Annotated in this window: 10 protein-coding genes; 7 read left to right on the top strand and 3 right to left on the bottom strand. The window is 74.0% G+C overall.

Translation table 11 applies throughout. The annotated features are described in order from the left end of the window. Positions 1-136: 136 nt before the first annotated feature. Both SPOPO_RS33000 and SPOPO_RS0116995 read right to left on the bottom strand, forming a co-directional pair. Entirely contained in the window at positions 137-2,023 is a 1,887-nt protein-coding gene (locus SPOPO_RS33000; protein WP_019876143.1) for a S8 family serine peptidase, read from the bottom strand. 126 nt (positions 2,024-2,149) lie between these two features. Then, positions 2,150-3,211 carry an alanine racemase gene (locus tag SPOPO_RS0116995; protein WP_028984859.1) on the bottom strand — a complete coding sequence of 354 codons (1,062 nt, stop codon included), beginning with the start codon at positions 3,209-3,211 and terminating at the stop codon, positions 2,150-2,152. A 75-nt stretch (positions 3,212-3,286) separates the two neighbouring features. Here SPOPO_RS0116995 and recC point away from each other — a divergent pair, with 75 nt between their 5' ends. The 6 genes from recC to SPOPO_RS0116965 all read left to right on the top strand — a co-directional run bounded on the left by recC (position 3,287) and on the right by SPOPO_RS0116965 (position 14,718). Continuing rightward, positions 3,287-6,586 (top strand): exodeoxyribonuclease V subunit gamma, encoded by a 3,300-nt coding sequence (recC, locus tag SPOPO_RS0116990; RefSeq protein ID WP_028984858.1) that lies wholly within the window; start codon positions 3,287-3,289, stop codon positions 6,584-6,586. 11 nt (positions 6,587-6,597) lie between these two features. After that, complete coding sequence (locus tag SPOPO_RS0116985; protein ID WP_028984857.1) at positions 6,598-9,954, top strand: UvrD-helicase domain-containing protein; 3,357 nt, start codon at positions 6,598-6,600, stop codon at positions 9,952-9,954. After that, positions 9,951-11,816 carry an exodeoxyribonuclease V subunit alpha gene (recD, locus tag SPOPO_RS0116980; RefSeq protein WP_019876138.1) on the top strand — a complete coding sequence of 622 codons (1,866 nt, stop codon included), beginning with the start codon at positions 9,951-9,953 and terminating at the stop codon, positions 11,814-11,816. Before SPOPO_RS0116985 ends, recD begins: the two co-directional genes overlap by 4 nt. Positions 11,817-11,850: 34 nt before the next feature. Continuing rightward, positions 11,851-12,873 carry a glutathione S-transferase family protein gene (locus tag SPOPO_RS0116975; RefSeq protein WP_019876137.1) on the top strand — a complete coding sequence of 341 codons (1,023 nt, stop codon included), beginning with the start codon at positions 11,851-11,853 and terminating at the stop codon, positions 12,871-12,873. Between the two features lie 125 nt (positions 12,874-12,998). Further along, on the top strand, positions 12,999-14,006 hold the full coding sequence (locus SPOPO_RS0116970) for a GlxA family transcriptional regulator (protein WP_019876136.1): 1,008 nt from the start codon (positions 12,999-13,001) through the stop codon (positions 14,004-14,006). Positions 14,007-14,040: 34 nt separating this feature from the next. Further along, positions 14,041-14,718, top strand: a complete 678-nt coding sequence (locus SPOPO_RS0116965; protein ID WP_019876135.1) for a DJ-1/PfpI family protein — start codon at positions 14,041-14,043, stop codon at positions 14,716-14,718. Between the two features lie 7 nt (positions 14,719-14,725). Here SPOPO_RS0116965 and SPOPO_RS0116960 read toward each other — a convergent pair whose 3' ends face one another. Next, a complete protein-coding gene (locus tag SPOPO_RS0116960; protein WP_084671208.1) occupies positions 14,726-16,435 on the bottom strand; it encodes a VanW family protein in 1,710 nt (569 codons plus the stop codon). Positions 16,436-16,544: 109 nt separating this feature from the next. Between SPOPO_RS0116960 and SPOPO_RS0116955 the strand changes: the two genes are divergently transcribed. Beyond that, positions 16,545-17,039 (top strand): SRPBCC family protein, encoded by a 495-nt coding sequence (locus SPOPO_RS0116955; protein WP_033385089.1) that lies wholly within the window; start codon positions 16,545-16,547, stop codon positions 17,037-17,039. Position 17,040: the final 1 nt, after the last annotated feature.

Here is a 17,040-nt window from a genome sequence, read left to right as displayed (position 1 = left end):
CCGGTTCAGGCTAGGAACCCGCCGAATGCGTCCGCCACCTTTTGGATCAAGCTTTCCCGAGCGCGCGGGGCGACCATTCCGACATACCGGGCAAGTCGTCTGACGCTTCGTCAGGAATATCCTTTACGCCCGGGAATCAGTTCGTGACGACGAAGGCGTCGAGGTCCACCCGATTGCCACCGGACTTCGCACCGTGCTTGCCCAGCACCACGATCTTGAGCGTGTGCTTACCCGGCTTCACCGTCTTGGCGAACAGCACGCGGCACGTCTTCCGGGTCGCCGAGTAGGTGTCGACCGTCGCGACCAGCATGCCGTCGAGGTAGACCTTCGCCTTGCCGTAGCTCGCGTCGGTCGTCCCGATCCAGCGGATCGTGCGGCCGCTGAACTTGTAGATCGCCGCGCCGCCCCGGTTCGCCGAGCTCCGACTCGAACCGCCCATCAGGTCGGGCGCGGAACCGGACGTCCAGGTCTTGCGGAACTTCGCCGACCCCTGCTGCGCGATCGAGACGCGCAGCTTGTTCGAGGTCCGCCAGGCGCCGCGGCGGCCGAGGTCGTCGACCGCGCGGACCCGGAAGCGGTGCCCGCCGCTCTTGCCGAGGTTCAGCGTGATCGAGCGCGCCTTCTTCGTGGGCAGCGCGACGGAGCGCCAGGTACGGCCGCCGTTGGTGCTGCGCTGCACCTCGTACCGCACGACGGTGCCGTCGGGGTCCGAGCCCTTCCAGCTGACGTGGACCGGGACCGATCCGGTGTTCACGGACCGCCCCTTGCCCGGCAGCGCCGCCCCGAGGGAGCTGACCTTCGGCGAGCGGTTCACGACCCGAAGCTTCGAGTAGAGCAGGCGGTTCGGCGACGAGCCGATGCCACGCAGCTTGCCCTTGGTGGTGGCGTCGAAGAGCGCGGCCCGGACCTTGGACACGCTCGCCGTCGGGTACCGCTGCAGGAAGCTCGCGACGACGCCCGTCACCAGCGGCGCCGCCATCGAGGTGCCGTCCTTGACCGCGGTGTCGGAGGTCGAGCCGATGCCCGCGGAGAGCACGGCGACGCCCGGCGCGAACAGGTCCACGCACTTGCCGTAGTTCGAGAAGCCGGCCCGGCGGTCGCTCCGGTTCACCGCTCCGACCGTGATGGCCGGACCGACCCGCGCGGGCGACTGCGCGCAGGCGCTCCCGCCTTCGTTGCCGGCCGCGGTGACGAACGTCAGGCCGGAGGAGATCGCGTTCTTCACCGCACGCTCGAGCCCGCGGCCCATGCTCCGGTCGACGCCCGCGCTGAGGTTGGCGACGGCCGGACCCGGCCGCTTCTTCGCGTCGGCGGTCGCCCAGTCGATGCCGGCGATGACCGTCGAGACGCTGGCGGCGCCGTCGCAGCCGAAGACCTTGACCGGGACGATCGTGACCGACTTGGCGACGCCGTAGCGCCGGCCGCCGATGAGCCCGGCGACGTGGGTGCCGTGGCCCTCGCCGCAGTCGGTGGTCGCCGGGGAGGAGGTGAACGACCGGCCGGCCTGGACGCGCCCGCCGAACTCCGAGTGCGAGGCCATCACGCCGGTGTCGATGACGTACGCCGTGACGCCCTTACCGGTCGTCGCGTACCTGAACGTGTTGTTGAGCCTGGTCGCACGCTGATCGATCCGGTCGAGACCGGCGGTCGGGTTGTTCTGGGTCGAGTTGATGCTCATGACCTCGTCCGGCTCCACGGACGCGACGGACGGGTCGGTGACGAGATCGGCGCGCGCGCTGTCCGGGAGCACGGCGGCGAACCCGGCGAGCGCGGTGCCGTAGTCGTAGCGGATCTGCGCGCCGGCGGCGACCGCCCGCTCCCGGGCGGCCGCGACGTCAGCGTCCGTCGCCGCCTCGGTGAAGCTGACGATGTACCGGCCGTCCGCGACCGTCGAGGCGGCGGTGGGTGCGGCGGCCGCGGGCGGAAGGCCGACGGTCAGGCCGGTCGCCAGGGCGCCGACGAGGCCCACGACCGCGAGCCCGGTCGTCCCGATCGACGGCGTGGTCGTACGGACACGGATCACGATGGCAGGCCCCCGTCACGTGCAGGCCCCCCGGCCTGTCCTCGTTGTCCCGGTTGGGACGCACCGCAGCGCGTGACGGTTCAGTTTCGGCCCGAAATCGGGCCCAGCTCACAGGCCGCTGCCAGGTCAGGTGTTGGCGCCTCGGGCCGCCACGGGCCAGGTGTCCGCGACTGCGCCGTTGCGACAGACGACCAGGTCAGCGGCCAGATTCACGGCCGCGCACACGTGGTTCGGCGCGACCGGGACGATCTCACCCAGGTCGGGCGGCGGACCGGTCGGCCAGGTCACGGTCGCGTGGTGCTCCGAAAGAGCGACGACCCGCGCGTCCGGGTGACCGGGCACCCGGCCGAACCCACTCGCCCACGCGGGGCGGTCGGCCCCGAGGACCTTGCTGCCGGCGTCCAGGACGACCCGGCCGGGAGCGCGGCTCACCACGGTTCCCGCGGCGACCAGCGCGATCCCGTCCTCGCCGATCGTGCCGAGTTCGAGCTGCTGAGCGTCGCCGAAGACGTAGACGCCGGGCCGGAGCTCGGTGACTTCCGCTCCGGTGTGGGCGGCGCTGGGCGTGGACCCGCCGCTGCGCTCCCCCGCCTCGATCCCGGCCCCACCCAGGGCGTCGGCCGCCGCGCGCAGCGCCGTGGCCTCGTCGGCCGCGGCCGCGCCGGGCGCACCGGGGGCGTAGGAGTGACCGGGGAAGGTGAAGACGCCGCGGACCCGCAGGCCCGCCCGCTCGGCCGCAACCGCGACGGCCCCGGCGTCGGCCGGCGCGACGCCGGTGCGGTGGTGGCCGCTGTCGATCTCGACGAGTACCTCGAGGCCAGGGACGGCGCGGGCGAGCGCCGCCGCGCCCTCGGCGGAGTCGACGCCGACGCGCAGCGCGGTCCGTTCGGCCAGCGCGGCCAGGCGCGCGCCCCGGGCCGCGTCCGCCCAGACCGGGTAGGCGACGAACAGGTCGGCGGCGCCCCCGTCCGCGAAGATCTCGGCCTCGGCGACGGTGGCGACCGTGAGACCACGTGCGCCGGCAGCGAGCTGCTGGGCGGCGATCGGCAGGCACTTGTGGGTCTTCGCGTGGGGCCGCAGGGCCAGTCCCCGCTCGGCGGCGAGGGTCGCCATCGCGGCGATGTTCGCCGCCATCCGGTCGGCGTCCACGACCAGAGCGGGGGTGACGAGGTCCGCCGGCAGCCGCATCCCGGCATCCTGCCAGCGCGGGACCGACCGGCGCGGTTGGGCGCTGTCGGTGCCGGCTGAGAAGGTAGGCCCGCGATGCTCCACGTGCACCGGTCCGCGAGCGCGGACGTCCTCGTCACCGAGCTGGGCCGGCATCTCGCGGTGCCCGCCGGCGATCCGTTCGCACCCGAGATCGTCGCGGTGCCGGCGAAGGGCGTCGAGCGCTGGCTGGCCCAGCGGCTCTCCCACGTCCTGGGGGCAGGTCCGGACGGCGCGGGCGACGGTGCGGGCATCTGCGCGAACGTCGTCTTCTCCTCCCCCACCCGGCTGCTCGACGACGCCCTGCGGGCCGCGGGCGGTGGGGTGCCGGCCGGCGTGTCCACCGGCGACGACGGCGCGTCCGCCGACCCGTGGGCGCCGGAGCGGGCGGTGTGGCCGCTGCTGCGGATCCTCGACGGGGGCGGGGCCGGTGACCGCATCGAGGCCCACCTCGCCGGTGGCGACCGCCGGTACGCGGTCGCGGCGCGCCTGGCCGCGCTGTTCGCCACCTACGGCCAGGAGCGCCCCGAGCTCATCCAGCGCTGGGCGGCCGGCCGGGACGAGACCGACGACGGCACACCCGTCCCCGCGGACCTCGCCTGGCAGCCGCCGCTGTGGCGGCGGCTGCGCGAGGAGATCGGCGTGCCCTCTCCCGCCGAACGGTTGGAGGAGGCGCTGGCCCGGCTCGCCGACGAGCCCGGGTGCGCCGCGCTGCCCGAGCGGTTCTCGGTGTTCGGCCTGAACCGGCTCTCCCGGACGCGCCTGCGCGTGCTGGCCACCCTGGCGCAACGACGCGAGATCCGGCTCTGGATCCAGCACGCCTCGCCCGCGCTGTGGGCAGCGGTCGCCGTCGGCGACGGGCCGCGGCACCCGCTGGTGCGCTCGATGTCGCGCGACGTGCGCGGGCTGCAGGCCCGCCTCGCGCAGGTCGCGCCCGGGCACGGCGACATCCAGCACCCGGCTCCCCCGCGTCCGGACACCCTGCTCGGCCGGCTGCAGGTCGCGCTGGCCGCGGACGAGGTCCCCGCCCCGGCGGAGCGCCCGCTGCTGGCGGCCGACGACCACTCCGTCGTCGTGCACTCCTGCCACGGCCGGGCGCGGCAGGTCGAGGTCCTGCGGGAGACCGTGCTCGAGCGGCTCGCGGCCGACCCGACGCTCCAGCCGCGGGACATCCTCGTGATGTGCCCGGACATCGAGCAGTTCGCCCCGCTCGTGGCCGCGGCCTTCGCCGAGCGCGACGCCGGCGAGGGGGCCGAGCGCGGCCCGGGGCATCCGGCCGCGGGGCTGCGGGTCCGCCTGGCCGACCGGGCGCTGCGGCAGGCGAACCCGCTGTTCGGGACGCTGGCCACCCTGCTCGAGCTCGCGCGGGGCCGCGTGACCGCCGCAGCGGTGCTCGACCTTGCCGCCACGGCGCCGGTCCGCCGTCGGTTCGGCTTCGACGCCGAGGACTCCGAGCGCCTGGCCGACTGGGTCGCGGACGCCCGGATCTGCTGGGGCGTCGACGCCGCGCACCGCCGGCGCTACGCGCTGCCGACCGCGCAGGGCACGTGGCGGGACGGCCTGGACCGCCTGCTGCTCGGGGTGGCGATGGAAGCCGGGCAGACCTGGCTAGGCGAGGCCGTGCCGCTCGACGACGTCGACTCCGCGAAGATCGGCCTGGCCGGGCGGTTCGCCGAACTCGTCGACCGGCTCGGGCACGCGCTGACCGCGATCGCGCAGCCGCACCCTCTCGACGAGTGGGTGGACCTGCTCCTCGACGCCGTGCTGTCGCTGGCCGCTCCCGGCCCCGGCGAGGCGTGGCAGACGGTCTCGCTGGCCTCCGAGCTCGAGGACCTGCGCGACGCCGCGGGCGGCTCGGACACCCCGCTCACGCCCGGCGACGTCGCGGCATTGCTCGCCGGGCGCCTGGCCGGGCGGCCCACCCGCGCCAGCTTCCGCACCGGCACGCTGACCGTCTGCACGATGGTGCCGATGCGCTCGGTGCCGCATCGGGTGATCGTGCTGCTCGGCCTCGACGACGGCACGTTCCCGCGCGCCGGCGTCGTCGACGGGGACGACCTGCTCGCTCGCGCCCCGCGCCCCGGTGAGCGGGACCCGCGCAGCGAGGACCGGCAGCTGCTGCTCGACGCCGTCGGCGCCGCTGGTGAGCACCTGATCGTCCTGTACACGGGCGCCGACGAGCGCTCGGGTGCCCCCATCCCGCCCGCGGTGCCGGTCGGCGAACTGCTCGACGCCCTGGACGGGGTCGCCCGGACCGCGGACGGTCGTTCGGTGGCGGCGCACGTGACGGTCCGTCATCCGCTGCAGGTGTTCGACCCCCGCAACTTCGGCGTCGACCTGCCCGGCGCGCCGGCGCCGGCCCGACGCCCCATCAGTTTCGACCGCGCCGCCCTGGCCGGCGCCCGGGCGCTGCTGGCCCCGCGGACGGCCGCGCGCGAGCTCGTCGACGGCGCCCTGCCGCCCTGCGCGCCGGGGCCGGTGGAGCTCACCGACCTGATCCGGATGCTCACCCACCCGGCCCGTGGGTTCCTCCGCCAGCGTCTGGAGATCGGTTTCCCGGACGAGGACACCGACCCGCCGGACGCGCTGCCGGTCGAGCTCGACGGGCTGAGCGAGTGGGCGATCGGCGACCGGTTGCTGCGACAGCGGCTGCGGGGCATCCCGATCGACGTCTGCTGCGCGCTCGAGCTGCGCCGCGGCGCGCTGCCGCCCGGCGCGTTGGGCCGGCGGGTGCTGAGCAGGGTCGGGGCGCGGGTCGACGCGATCACCGCGATGGTCGCCGACGAACTCGGCACCGAGCCGCGGATCGTCGACATCGACGTCGAGCTCCGTGTCGCCGGCGTCCCGCGGCGGCTGACCGGGACCGTGGGCGGCGTCCGCGGGGTCGACTTCCTGCGGGTCGAGTACTCGTCGCTGAAGGCGAAGCAGCGGCTCTCGGCGTGGATCGAGCTGCTGGCCCTGCTCGCGATGCACCCGGACGAGAAGTGGCGCGGCACCGTCGTCGGCCGGCGCAGCGACCGCGCCGCCCGGCGTGTGCTCGGGCCCGTGGAGCCGGACGCGGGGTCCGCGGTCCTCGCCGACCTGATCGCGCTGCGGGACGAGGGCCTGCGCCGTCCGTTGCCGTTGCCGGTCGCCACCGCCGAGCGGTACGTGAGCAAGCTGCTCACCGGGTCCGACCACCGCTTCGCCCTCGACGAGGCCGAGGAGAAGGAGTGGGCGGGCAAGTTCGCCGAGCGCGCCGACGACGCCTACTGCCTGGTCTACGGTCCGAACGCCCCGCTGGGGACGCTGGACGTGCAGGAGTTCTCCGAGCTCGCCGTGCGGGTGTGGCAGCCGCTGCTGGCGGCGGAGAGCTGACGGTGATTCAGATGCGACGGACCTCCGCGACCGCCCACGACCTGCTCGGCCCGCTGCCGAGCGGGACGACCCTGCTCGAAGCCAGTGCCGGCACCGGGAAGACCTACACGATCGCCGCGCTCGTCACGCGCTACGTGGCCGAGGGCGTCACGTCGCTCGGTGACCTGCTCGTGGTCACGTTCGGCCGGGCCGCGACCCGCGAGCTGCGGGAACGGGTGCGGGAACGGCTCACCGGCGCGCGGGACGCCCTCGCCGACCCGGCGGCGGCGCGGGCGAGCGGTGACGACGTGCTGGTGCACCTCGCGACCGGCGACGCCGACGAGATCGAGGCGCGCCGGGAGCGGTTGATCGCGACGACCGCGGACTTCGACGCCGCGACGATCACCACGACGCACGGGTTCTGCCAGCTCGTCATCCGCGGGCTCGGCACGGCGGCCGACGCCGACCCGGACACCGAACTGCTCGAGGACCTGACCGACCTGCGCGGCGAGGTCGCCACCGACCTGTACCTGCGCAAGTACGCCCCGGTCGACGAACACCCGGCGTTCGGGTTCGGCGTCGCGCACGAGGTCGCGAAGGCGGCCACGCTGGACGCGCACGCCCAGATCGCGCCGACCGACGGCGAGGGCCCGGCGCGGGACCGCGCGCGGTACGCCGGCGCGGTCCGGAACGAGCTGCGCCGGCGGCTGCGCGCGCGGCGGGCGATGAGCTTCGACGACCTACTCGTCGTCCTGCGCGACGCCCTGCGCGGCGCGGACGCCGAGGCGGTCCGCGCCCGGCTGCGCGAGCGCTACCGCGTCGTGCTCGTCGACGAGTTCCAGGACACCGACCCGGTGCAGTGGGAGATCCTCGAGTCGGCGTTTCACGGCCACGCGACGCTCGTCCTGATCGGCGACCCGAAGCAGGCCATCTACGCCTTCCGCGGTGGGGACGTCCAGACCTACCTGCGGGCGGCGGAACTCGCCGGCACGCACGCCACGCTGCCCCGCAACTTCCGCAGCGACGCCCGGGTGCTGACGGGTTTGGAGGCGTTGTTCGGCGGTGCCCCGCTCGGCGACGAGCGGATCCGCGTCGAGCCCGTGGAGGCCGGCCGGCCGGAGCCGCTGCTGCACAGCCCGGACGGCCCGACGGCGGCGGTGCGGTTGCGCGTGCACCCCGGCCCGACCGGGAGCAGCCCGAAGGTCGCGAAGGCCGACCCGCTGCGCGAGTCGGTCGCGGCCGACGTGGTGCGGGACATCGTCCGCGTGCTCACCGACGGCAGCACCCTGCGCGAGAAGCCGAACGGCCCGGCACGCGCCGTGCACCCCGGCGACATCGCCGTGCTAGTCCGGCGCAACAGCGACGGCGAGCGGATCCGCGACCTGCTGGTGAAGGCCAAGGTGCCGACGGTCCTGCGCGCGGCCACCAGCGTCTTCAGCACGCCGGCGGCGATGGACTGGCTCGTGCTGCTCGAGGCGCTGGAGCAGCCGCACCGGATCGGCCGGGTCCGGCGGCTCGCCGTGACCGACTTCGTCGGGCGCACCGCCTCGCAGGTCGACTCGGGTGGCGAGCGCGCGCACGACGCCCTGGCGCAGCAGGCGCGGACGTGGGCGAACGTGCTCGCCGAGCGCGGGCCGGCCGCTCTGCTCGCCGCCGTGGACGCGGATCACGGCACCTTCGCGCGCCTGCTCCGCGAGTCCGGCGGCGAGCGCCGCGCCACCGACCTCCGGCACATCTGCGACATGCTCCACACGGCCGCGACCAACGAGCGGCTCGGGCTGGTCGCGCTGCTGACCTGGCTCCGTCGCCGGATCGCGGAGGCCGACCGCGACCCCGACGCCGAACGCAGCCGGCGCCTGGACTCCGACGCCCGCGCCGTCCAGATCGTCTCGATCCACATGAGCAAAGGCCTGGAGTTCCCGCTGGTCCACGTGCCCTTCGCCTGGGCGCGCTGGGTCTGGGACGACGCCGAGGTGACGCTGTTCCACGGGCCGGACGGCACCCGCATCCGCGACGTCGGCGGCCGCGGCGGACCGGGCTGGACCGAGGCGCTGCGGACCGGCCAGGAGGAGGACGCCGGCGAGGAGCTGCGTCTGCTCTACGTGGCGGCGACCCGGGCGCGGTCGCAGTTGACGCTGTGGTGGGGGCGTTCGACGATCACCGAGCAGGCGCCGCTGCACCGCCTGCTGTTCACGCCGCCCGGTGAGACGCCGCGGCAGCGTGTCCCCGTGCCCGACCTCGACACCGCGGTGGCGCAGCTGGAGCAGCGGGCCGCGGTCGCGGACGGGGCGCTCGGCATCGAGCTCGTCGAGCTGCCGATCGAGCCGGCGACCTGGTCACCGGAGTCGCCGACGGTCGGCGAGCCGCGGGCGCTGGAGTTCCGGCGCACCGTGGACACCGCGTGGCGGCGGACCTCGTACTCCGCGCTCACCGCGGCCGCGCACGAGGCCGGCCCCGCGGCGACCGAGCCCGAGGCGGCGGGGACCACCGACGAACCCGTCGAGGGCGAGCCCGCCCCCGCCGTGGACGGCATGGTGCCTGACGACCCGTCAGCGAATTGGCCGCCCTCCCCGTTCGGCGACCTGCCCGCCGGCGCCGCGTTCGGCAGCCTGGTACACGCGGTCCTGGAGGAGGTCGACCCCACCGCGAGTGATCTGCGGGAGGCGCTGCGGCCCGCGGTCGAACGGGCGCAGCGGTACGTGCCGGTCGGCGGGGTCGAGCCCGACGCGCTGATCGACGCCCTCGAGGTCGCGATGACCACGCCGCTCGGGCCGCTGGCCGACGAGCGGCGGCTCGCCGACTTCGCCCCGACGGACCGGCTGTCCGAGATGGAGTTCGAGCTGCCGTTGGCCGGCGGCGACACCCCGGGCCGCGACGTGCGCCTCGGCGAGGTCGCCGGGCTGCTCACCGCCCACCTGCCCGCGGGCGACCCGGTCCGGCCCTACGCCGACCGCCTGCGCGCGCCCGACCTCGCCGGGCAACCGCTGCGCGGCTACCTCACCGGCAGCATCGACGCCGTGCTGCGCGTCCCGGGCGCCGACGGCCCGCGCTACCTGGTCGTCGACTACAAGACCAATCGGCTGCACCCGGCCGGTGTCGCGGCGACCGCGTGGCACTACCGCCCGGAGGTGCTCGGCCCGGCCATGCGGGCATCGGACTACCCGCTGCAGGCGCTGCTGTACCAGGTCGCGCTGCACCGCTACCTGACGTGGCGTCAGCCCGGTTACGAACCCGCGAAGCACCTCGGCGGCGTGCTCTACCTGTATTTGCGAGGCATGTGCGGGCCCGGCACGGCGGGGCCCGACGGTGTCCCCGGCGTGTTCGCGTGGGCACCGCCCGCGCAGCTCGCCGTGGCCGTCTCGAACCTGCTCGCCGGAGGTGCGCCGTGACCGTCGACGTCGGCGCCCTGGGCGCGTACCTGCCGGAGCGGGCCCGCCACGCCACCGGCGTGCTCGGGCAGTTCAACGCGGCCGGCGTGCTCGCCGCGGCCGACGTGCACGTCGCGCAGACGCTCGGCCGCCTCGGGGGCGAGACCGACGAGGCGGTGCTGCTCGCCGCCGCCCTCACGGTCCGCGGTACGCGGTCCGGCTCCGTGGTCCTCGACCTCGCGGCGGCGGCCGAGACGATCGTGCCGGAGGCGCTGGAGGCCGCGGGCTTCGAGGCCGCGGGCGGCAACGCCGACGCCGACGCGCCCGACCCCGCGGCGCTGCCGTGGCCCGAGCCGGCTGAGTGGATCGCGCGGTGCGCGGCGAGCCCGCTGTGCGGGGGCGAGGACGACCCCGCCGGACCGCCGCTGCGCCTGGTCGGCGGCTCGATGTGGCTGGACCGCTACTTCGGCCAGGAGCGGTTCGTCGCCGCGGCGCTGCTGGAACGTGCGAGCGAAGGGGGCCCGCCGGTCGACTCGGTCCGCCTGGCCGCCGCGCTCGACCGGCTGTTCCCCGCCGCCGAGGACGCGGACCAGCGGGCCGCCGCCGCGAGCGCGGCGCTGTCGCTGCTCACCGTCGTCGCCGGTGGACCGGGCACCGGCAAGACCACGACGGTCGCGCGGCTGCTCGCGGCCCTGGCCGACCAGCCCGGTCCCCGGCCGCGGATCGCGCTGGCGACGCCGACGGGCAAGGCGGCGGTCCGGCTCGAGGAGGCCGTTCGTGCCGCCCTCGCCCAACTCGACCCGGCGGACGCGGACCGGGTCGGGGACGTCACGGCGTCGACCATCCACCGGCTGCTCGGCAGCCGGCCCGGCACGCGCAGCCGGTTCGCGCACGACCGCGAGAACCGGCTCCCCCACGACGTCGTCATCCTCGACGAGACCTCGATGGTGTCGCTGACGCTGATGGCGCGGGTGCTCGAGGCCGTCCGGCCCACGGCGCGGCTGATCCTGGTCGGCGACCCGGACCAGCTCGCCTCGGTCGAGGCGGGCGCGGTGCTCGGCGACATCGTCGGCCGCTCCGGAGCGGGCCCGTCCCGGCTGGCCACGCACGTCGTGACGCTGCAGCGCTCGCGCCGGTTCGCCGACGCCGGGCCGATCGCGCGGCTCGCCGCCGCGGTGCGCGACGGCCACGGCGAGGAGGTCCTCACCCTGCTGCGCTCCGGCGAACCCGGGCTGGAGTTCGTCGAGGTCGCGGACGACGTCCTGATCGCCGACGACGCCGTGGCCGGGCTCCGCGCCGACGTCGTCGCGGCAGGGACGGACATGGAGGCCGCCGCCCGGGCCGGCGACGTTCCCGGCGCGCTGGACGCCCTGGAACGGCACCGCCTGCTGTGCGCGCACCACCTCGGTCCCCGCGGGGTGCGCTTGTGGACCGACCGCGTCGCCGCGTGGCTCGGCGCTCCGACCGCCTTCCGCGCCGACCGTCGCTACGTCGGCGAGCCGCTGCTGGTCACCGCCAACGACCGCGACGCGAAGCTGTTCAACGGCGACACCGGCGTCGTCGTCGACTGCGACGGCGAACCCATGGCCGCGTTCCGCCGCGGCGGGGCCCCGCAGCTCGTGCCGCTCGGGCGGCTGCCCGAGGTGCGGCCCGTCCACGCGATGACCGTCCACAAGAGCCAGGGCAGCGAGTTCGTCGGTGTGACGCTGATGCTGCCGTCGGCCACGTCCCCGCTGGCCACCCGGCAGACCCTGTACACCGCGATCACCCGCGCCGCCGCCGGCGTCCGCGTGATCGGGTCGGAGGACGCCGTCCTCCGCTCCGTCGGCCGCCCCGCCGCCCGGGCCAGCGGCCTCGGGGAACGGTTGCGGACGTCGGACTGAGAGTCGGAGTGAGCCCACCGGGTACGGCTCCCGTATGGCCTACGTGACCGATTCCGACTTCGAGCGCGACACCACCTACATCCCCGACCGGATCACCCGGGACGGGACTACCCCCGACGGGCGGCCGGGCTGGCCGGTGGAGCCGGGCCGGTACCGGCTGATCGTCGCGCGGGCGTGCCCGTGGGCGAACCGGTCGATCATCGTGCGCCGCCTGCTCGGGCTGGAGGACGTCCTCTCGATGGGCATCGCCGGCCCCGAGCACGACGAGCGCAGCTGGACGTTCACCGAGGACCCGGGCGGCCGCGACCCGGTCCTCGGGATCGAGCGCCTGCAGGAGGCGTACTTCGCGCGCGACCCGAACTACGACCGCGGCATCACCGTCCCGGCGATCGTCGAGATCGCGACCGGGAAGGTCGTCACCAACGACTTCCCCCAGATGACGCTCGACCTGTCGACCGAGTGGCGCGAGCACCACCGCCCCGGTGCTCCCGACCTGTATCCCGCGGACCGCGCCGACGAGATCGACGAGGTCATGCAGTGGATCTACACCGAGGTGAACAACGGGGTGTACCGCTGCGGCTTCGCCGGGACGCAGGACGCGTACGAGAAGGCCTACGACCGGCTGTTCACCGCGCTGGACCGCCTGACCGACCGCCTGCGCGACCAGCGCTACCTCGTCGGGGACACGATCACCGAGGCCGACATCCGCCTGTTCACGACGCTCGCCCGGTTCGACGCCGTCTACCACGGCCACTTCAAGTGCAACCGGTCCAAGCTGTCGGAGATGCCGGTGCTGTGGGCCTACGCCCGGGACCTGTTCACCACCCCGGGCTTCGGCGACACCACCGACTTCGACCACATCAAGCGGCACTACTACCGCGTCCACACCGACATCAACCCGACGCAGATCGTCCCCGCCGGCCCGGACCTCTCCGGCTGGCTGGAGCCGCACGGTCGCGAACAGCTCGGCGGCCGCCCCTTCGGCGACGGCACCCCGCCCGGTCCCCCGCCCGCCGACGAGCAGGTCCCGCCCGAGCACCGCGCCCTGGCGGCCTGAGCCCCCGGACGTCCGACGATGTGGCTGCTATTGCGACCACATCGTCGGACGCAACGAAGGGCGTGTCCTGATCTGAAAGGTGCTTGTCATTGTGGACACGAGCGCGGGGGCCTAGCGTCGGGCCCATGGCCCGGCGGATGCTGCTCGTCGCGCACCCGGGAGCTCTCGGGATGGAGCTCCTGGGCGTGCGCGACATCCTCGAGATGGCGAACGCGGTGGTCACCGCCCGCGGGGAGGCGGCTCCGTACCAGGTCGAGGTCGCGAGCTCCGACGGCGAACCGGTGGAGCTGTGGGGCGGGCTGACCCTGAGCGGCGTGCGCAACCTCGCCGGCTACCGGGCCGCGGTGGACACGCTGATCGTCCTCGGCGGGCCCGTTGCGGCGGACGCCGCGGCTGCGGATGCCACGCTGGTCGACGGGATCCGACGGGTCGCGTCGCGCGCCCGCCGGGTCGTGGGGATCTGCACCGGCGCGTTTCTCCTCGCCGAGTGCGGTCTGCTCGACGGCCGCCGCGCGACCACCCACTGGCTCTACGGCGACTCGCTCGCCGAGCGGCACCCCGCGATCGAGGTCGACACCGAGCCGATCTTCGTCACCGACGACTGCGTCTGGACCTCCGCCGGGGTGACGTCCGGGTTCGACCTCGTGCTCGCGCTCGTCGAGGCGGACGTCGGTGTCGACGTCGCCCGCAAGTGCGCGCAGATGATGGTGCTCTACCTCCGCCGGTCGGGGACGCAGGCGCAGTTCTCCGCGGCGATGACGGCCTCCCGCTCCGCCCAGCGGGCGCAGCGCGCGCCGGTGGCAGAGATCCAGGCGTACATCCACGACCACCCGACGGCGGACCTCTCGCTCGCCGCCCTCGCCGACCGGGTCCACATGAGTCCCCGTCACTTCACCCGCGTCTTCACCGCGGAGGTCGGGGTCTCCCCCGGCCGGTACGTGGAGCGGGTCCGGCTCGAGACGGCCCGCGCCCTGCTGGCCGAGAGCGACGACTCCACCGAGGCCGTCGCCCGCGCCGCCGGGTTCGGCAATTACCAGGCCATGCGCCGGGCGTTCGTCTCCTCGCTCGGCGTCTCCCCCGCCGAGTACCGCCGCCGCTTCGGCGCCGCCCCCGACCTCACCATCGCCGTCTGACGCATCCACCGCACCGGAACGAAGGAGCCCCACCATGACCCGGATCGGCGTCTACATCTGGCCGAGGATGACGATGCTCGACGTGTTCGGGCCCCACCAGTTCCTCGGGCTCGTCCCCGGTTGGGAACTGGTGACGGTCGCCCGCACCACCGACCCCGTCGTCACGGACACCGGGGTGCGGGTCCTGCCCGACCACGACCTGACGTCGTGCCCCGAACTCGACATCCTGCTCGTGGGTGGCGGCGCGGACCCGTCCCCGCAGCTGCGCGACCCCGACGTCATCGCCTGGGTTGCCAAGAAGGGCGCCGAGGTGCAATGGGTGACCTCGGTGTGCAACGGCGCGCTGATCCTCGCCGAGGCCGGGCTGCTGGACGGCTACCGGGCGACCACCCACTGGGGGAACCTCCCGGACCTCGCGACGTACTCCGAGGTCGAGGTCGTCACCGACCAGCGGGTCGTCCGCGACCGCAACCGGATCACCGCCGGCGGCGTCACGTCGGGCATCGACTTCGGGCTGACGCTGATCAGCGAGATCGCCGGCCCCGACGTGGCCGCGGCACTGCAGCTCGTCTGCGAGTACGACCCGCACCCGCCCACGCCGTACGGCCACCCGCGGAACTCGCCGCCGGAGCTTCTCAGCGCCGTCGGCGAGATGCTGGGCCCGCTGCGGACCGACCTCGACGCCTTCTACGCCGCGAAGGCTTCGGCCTGACGACTCGTCAGTCCTTGCGCGGGTTGGTGCAGATGATTCGGTCGGTCGGGATGTAGCGGGTGAAGAACTTCTCCCGCTTCACGACCTTGCCGTCCTTGTAGAACACGCGGGTGACGTCGATGTCGAAGCCGGCGACCGGTGACTGCGGCGTGCAGTCGGCGGCGGCCGAGGTGATCGTCTTCGGCTGCTTGTAGTTGTAGCGATCGGAGCTGACCGACTCGATCTTGTCGTAGTACTTCGTGCCCCAGATCGTCACGCGGATCCAGCCGGGCTGGGTCGTTGCGCGCACCAGGATGCCGGTCGGGGTGTCGTTCTGGAAGCGGAGGTCCTTCGCGCCCCACGCCACGGTGGCCTCGCGACCGGCCGGGTACCGGCTGATGTAGAGGCTGTGGGTGTGGTGCTCGATGTCCTTGAGCCCGGCGAAGAAGACCGCGTTGAAGACGGTCGTCGCGGACTGGGAGACGCCCCCGCCGAGGTCCTCCTTGAACTGGCCCTTGTCGATGATGAAGCCCTTGACGAAGCCGTTCGCCTCGGTGCGCTCACCGACGGTCTTGTTCAGGCTCCAGATCTCACCCGGGAGCACGAGAGATTCGTTGATCAGCTCCGCGGCGCGGCCGATGTTGTTCACGCGGTACGGCGCGATCGGGTAGTTCGTGCGGAAGGACGAGATCTTCTCGGTGATGCCGAGGTTCTGCGCCTCCTCGGTCGTCAGCTCCGGCTCGGCCGGAACGACCTGTGCCTCGACCGTGCGGGGCACCGGCGCGACCAGCGCGGCCCGCATCTGCTCCCCGAAGCTCACCGCCTCGATCTTCTCGCCGTCCTCGCCCGGCACCAGTTTCGGCTTGTTGCGCTCGAACGTGAAGCGCGCGTCCTTCGGCGGGGTGACGAGCTTGGGGTTCTCCTCGGCGAGGTCCTCGACCATGCGGTCGGTGTCGACCGTCCAGTTCAGCGTCGGGCCGGAGGGCGTGATCTTGAGGTAGTCGTCCAGCTTCGCCGTGCTCAAGGTGACGTTCTGGCCGTCGAGTTTGACGGTGATCGGCCCGGCCATCGCCGGCCCCGCGAAGGAGTTCATCACGCGGTCGACCTCGGCCTGGCCGACGACCGGCGGCGTGGTCTTCAGCGCCGCGGTGACCTCGGCCGCGCCGGTCTCGTAGGCCTTCCGGAGCGCCTCGGCGGTCTCGGGGACCAGCAGCGAGCGCCCCTCGCGCGGCTGCACGGCGACGGCCTCGCCGGCGGTGAACTTCACGCGGCCCTCGCGGACCTTCTGGTTGACCTTCTTCGCGATGCCCGTGACGGCGGCGGTCAGGGCCTTGTCGTCGACCGCGAGCACCGGGTCGATGCGGTCCTTGGCGCCGAAGAGCACCGGGAAGAGCACCCCGGGGTTGAGGCTGCGCTCGCCGGCCTTCGCGACCGTGGCAGCGGCGTCGACGGTGATCCCGGACTTCACGGTGTCGAGCTCGAACGACTTCTCGCCCGCCCGGACCGTCACCTTCTTGCTGATGACGGCGGGCAGCTCGGCCGCCAGCTTGGACTCGGCCTCGGCGCGGCTCAGTCCGCCGATGTCGATGCCGAGGACCGTGGTGCCCTTCTTGATGTCCGAGCCCGCCGCCGCGTAGGCGGCCGCGTACAGCCCGAGACCGAGCAGCGCCGCCGCGGCGACGACCACGATCGTGATCCGGCGCGCGAGGAACCGCGACATACCCGAGGTTTCGGGCATCTCAGGCGCCGGGGGCGGCGGAGGTCCAGGTACGGACGGTGTTCCCACAGCACTCTCCCCCAGCTGGTCGCCCCGTTCGGCCGGCCGCAGAGAATCCTAGACTCGCCCCATGCGGGCGTTCACCGAATCGGTCACAGTTCACATACAAGCCCCACCCCGGGCGGTGTGGGACCTCATCACGGATGTGACACGGATCGGGGAATTCTCCCCCGAAACCCTGGAAGGCCGCTGGATCGATGGCGCGACCGGACCGGCGGTCGGCGCGAAGTTCCAGGGTCACGTCAAGCGCAACGGCCGCGGCCCCATGTACTGGACGACCTGCCGCATCACGCGGTGCGAACCCGAGCGGGACTTCGCCTTCGTGGTCGAGGTCCCGGGCATGGGCGCCGGGGTGAACACGTGGCGCTACCAGCTCGCCCCGGCCCCGGGCCCCGACGGCACCGACGGCACCGACGTCACCGAGTCGTTCGAGCTCACGCCCTCGCTGTTTCTCAAGATCTACTGGCTGCTGGCCGGGCCGTTCCGCGCGAAGACGAACATCCGCGGGATGACCGAGACGCTTCACCGCATCAAGGCAGTCGCCGAGAAGTCGCCGACGAACTGAC

The organism is Sporichthya polymorpha DSM 43042 (assembly GCF_000384115.1).
Classification (GTDB): domain Bacteria; phylum Actinomycetota; class Actinomycetes; order Sporichthyales; family Sporichthyaceae; genus Sporichthya; species Sporichthya polymorpha.
The sequence above is the reverse complement of the archived record's forward strand: the minus strand, read 5'-3'. Positions and strand labels throughout refer to the sequence as shown.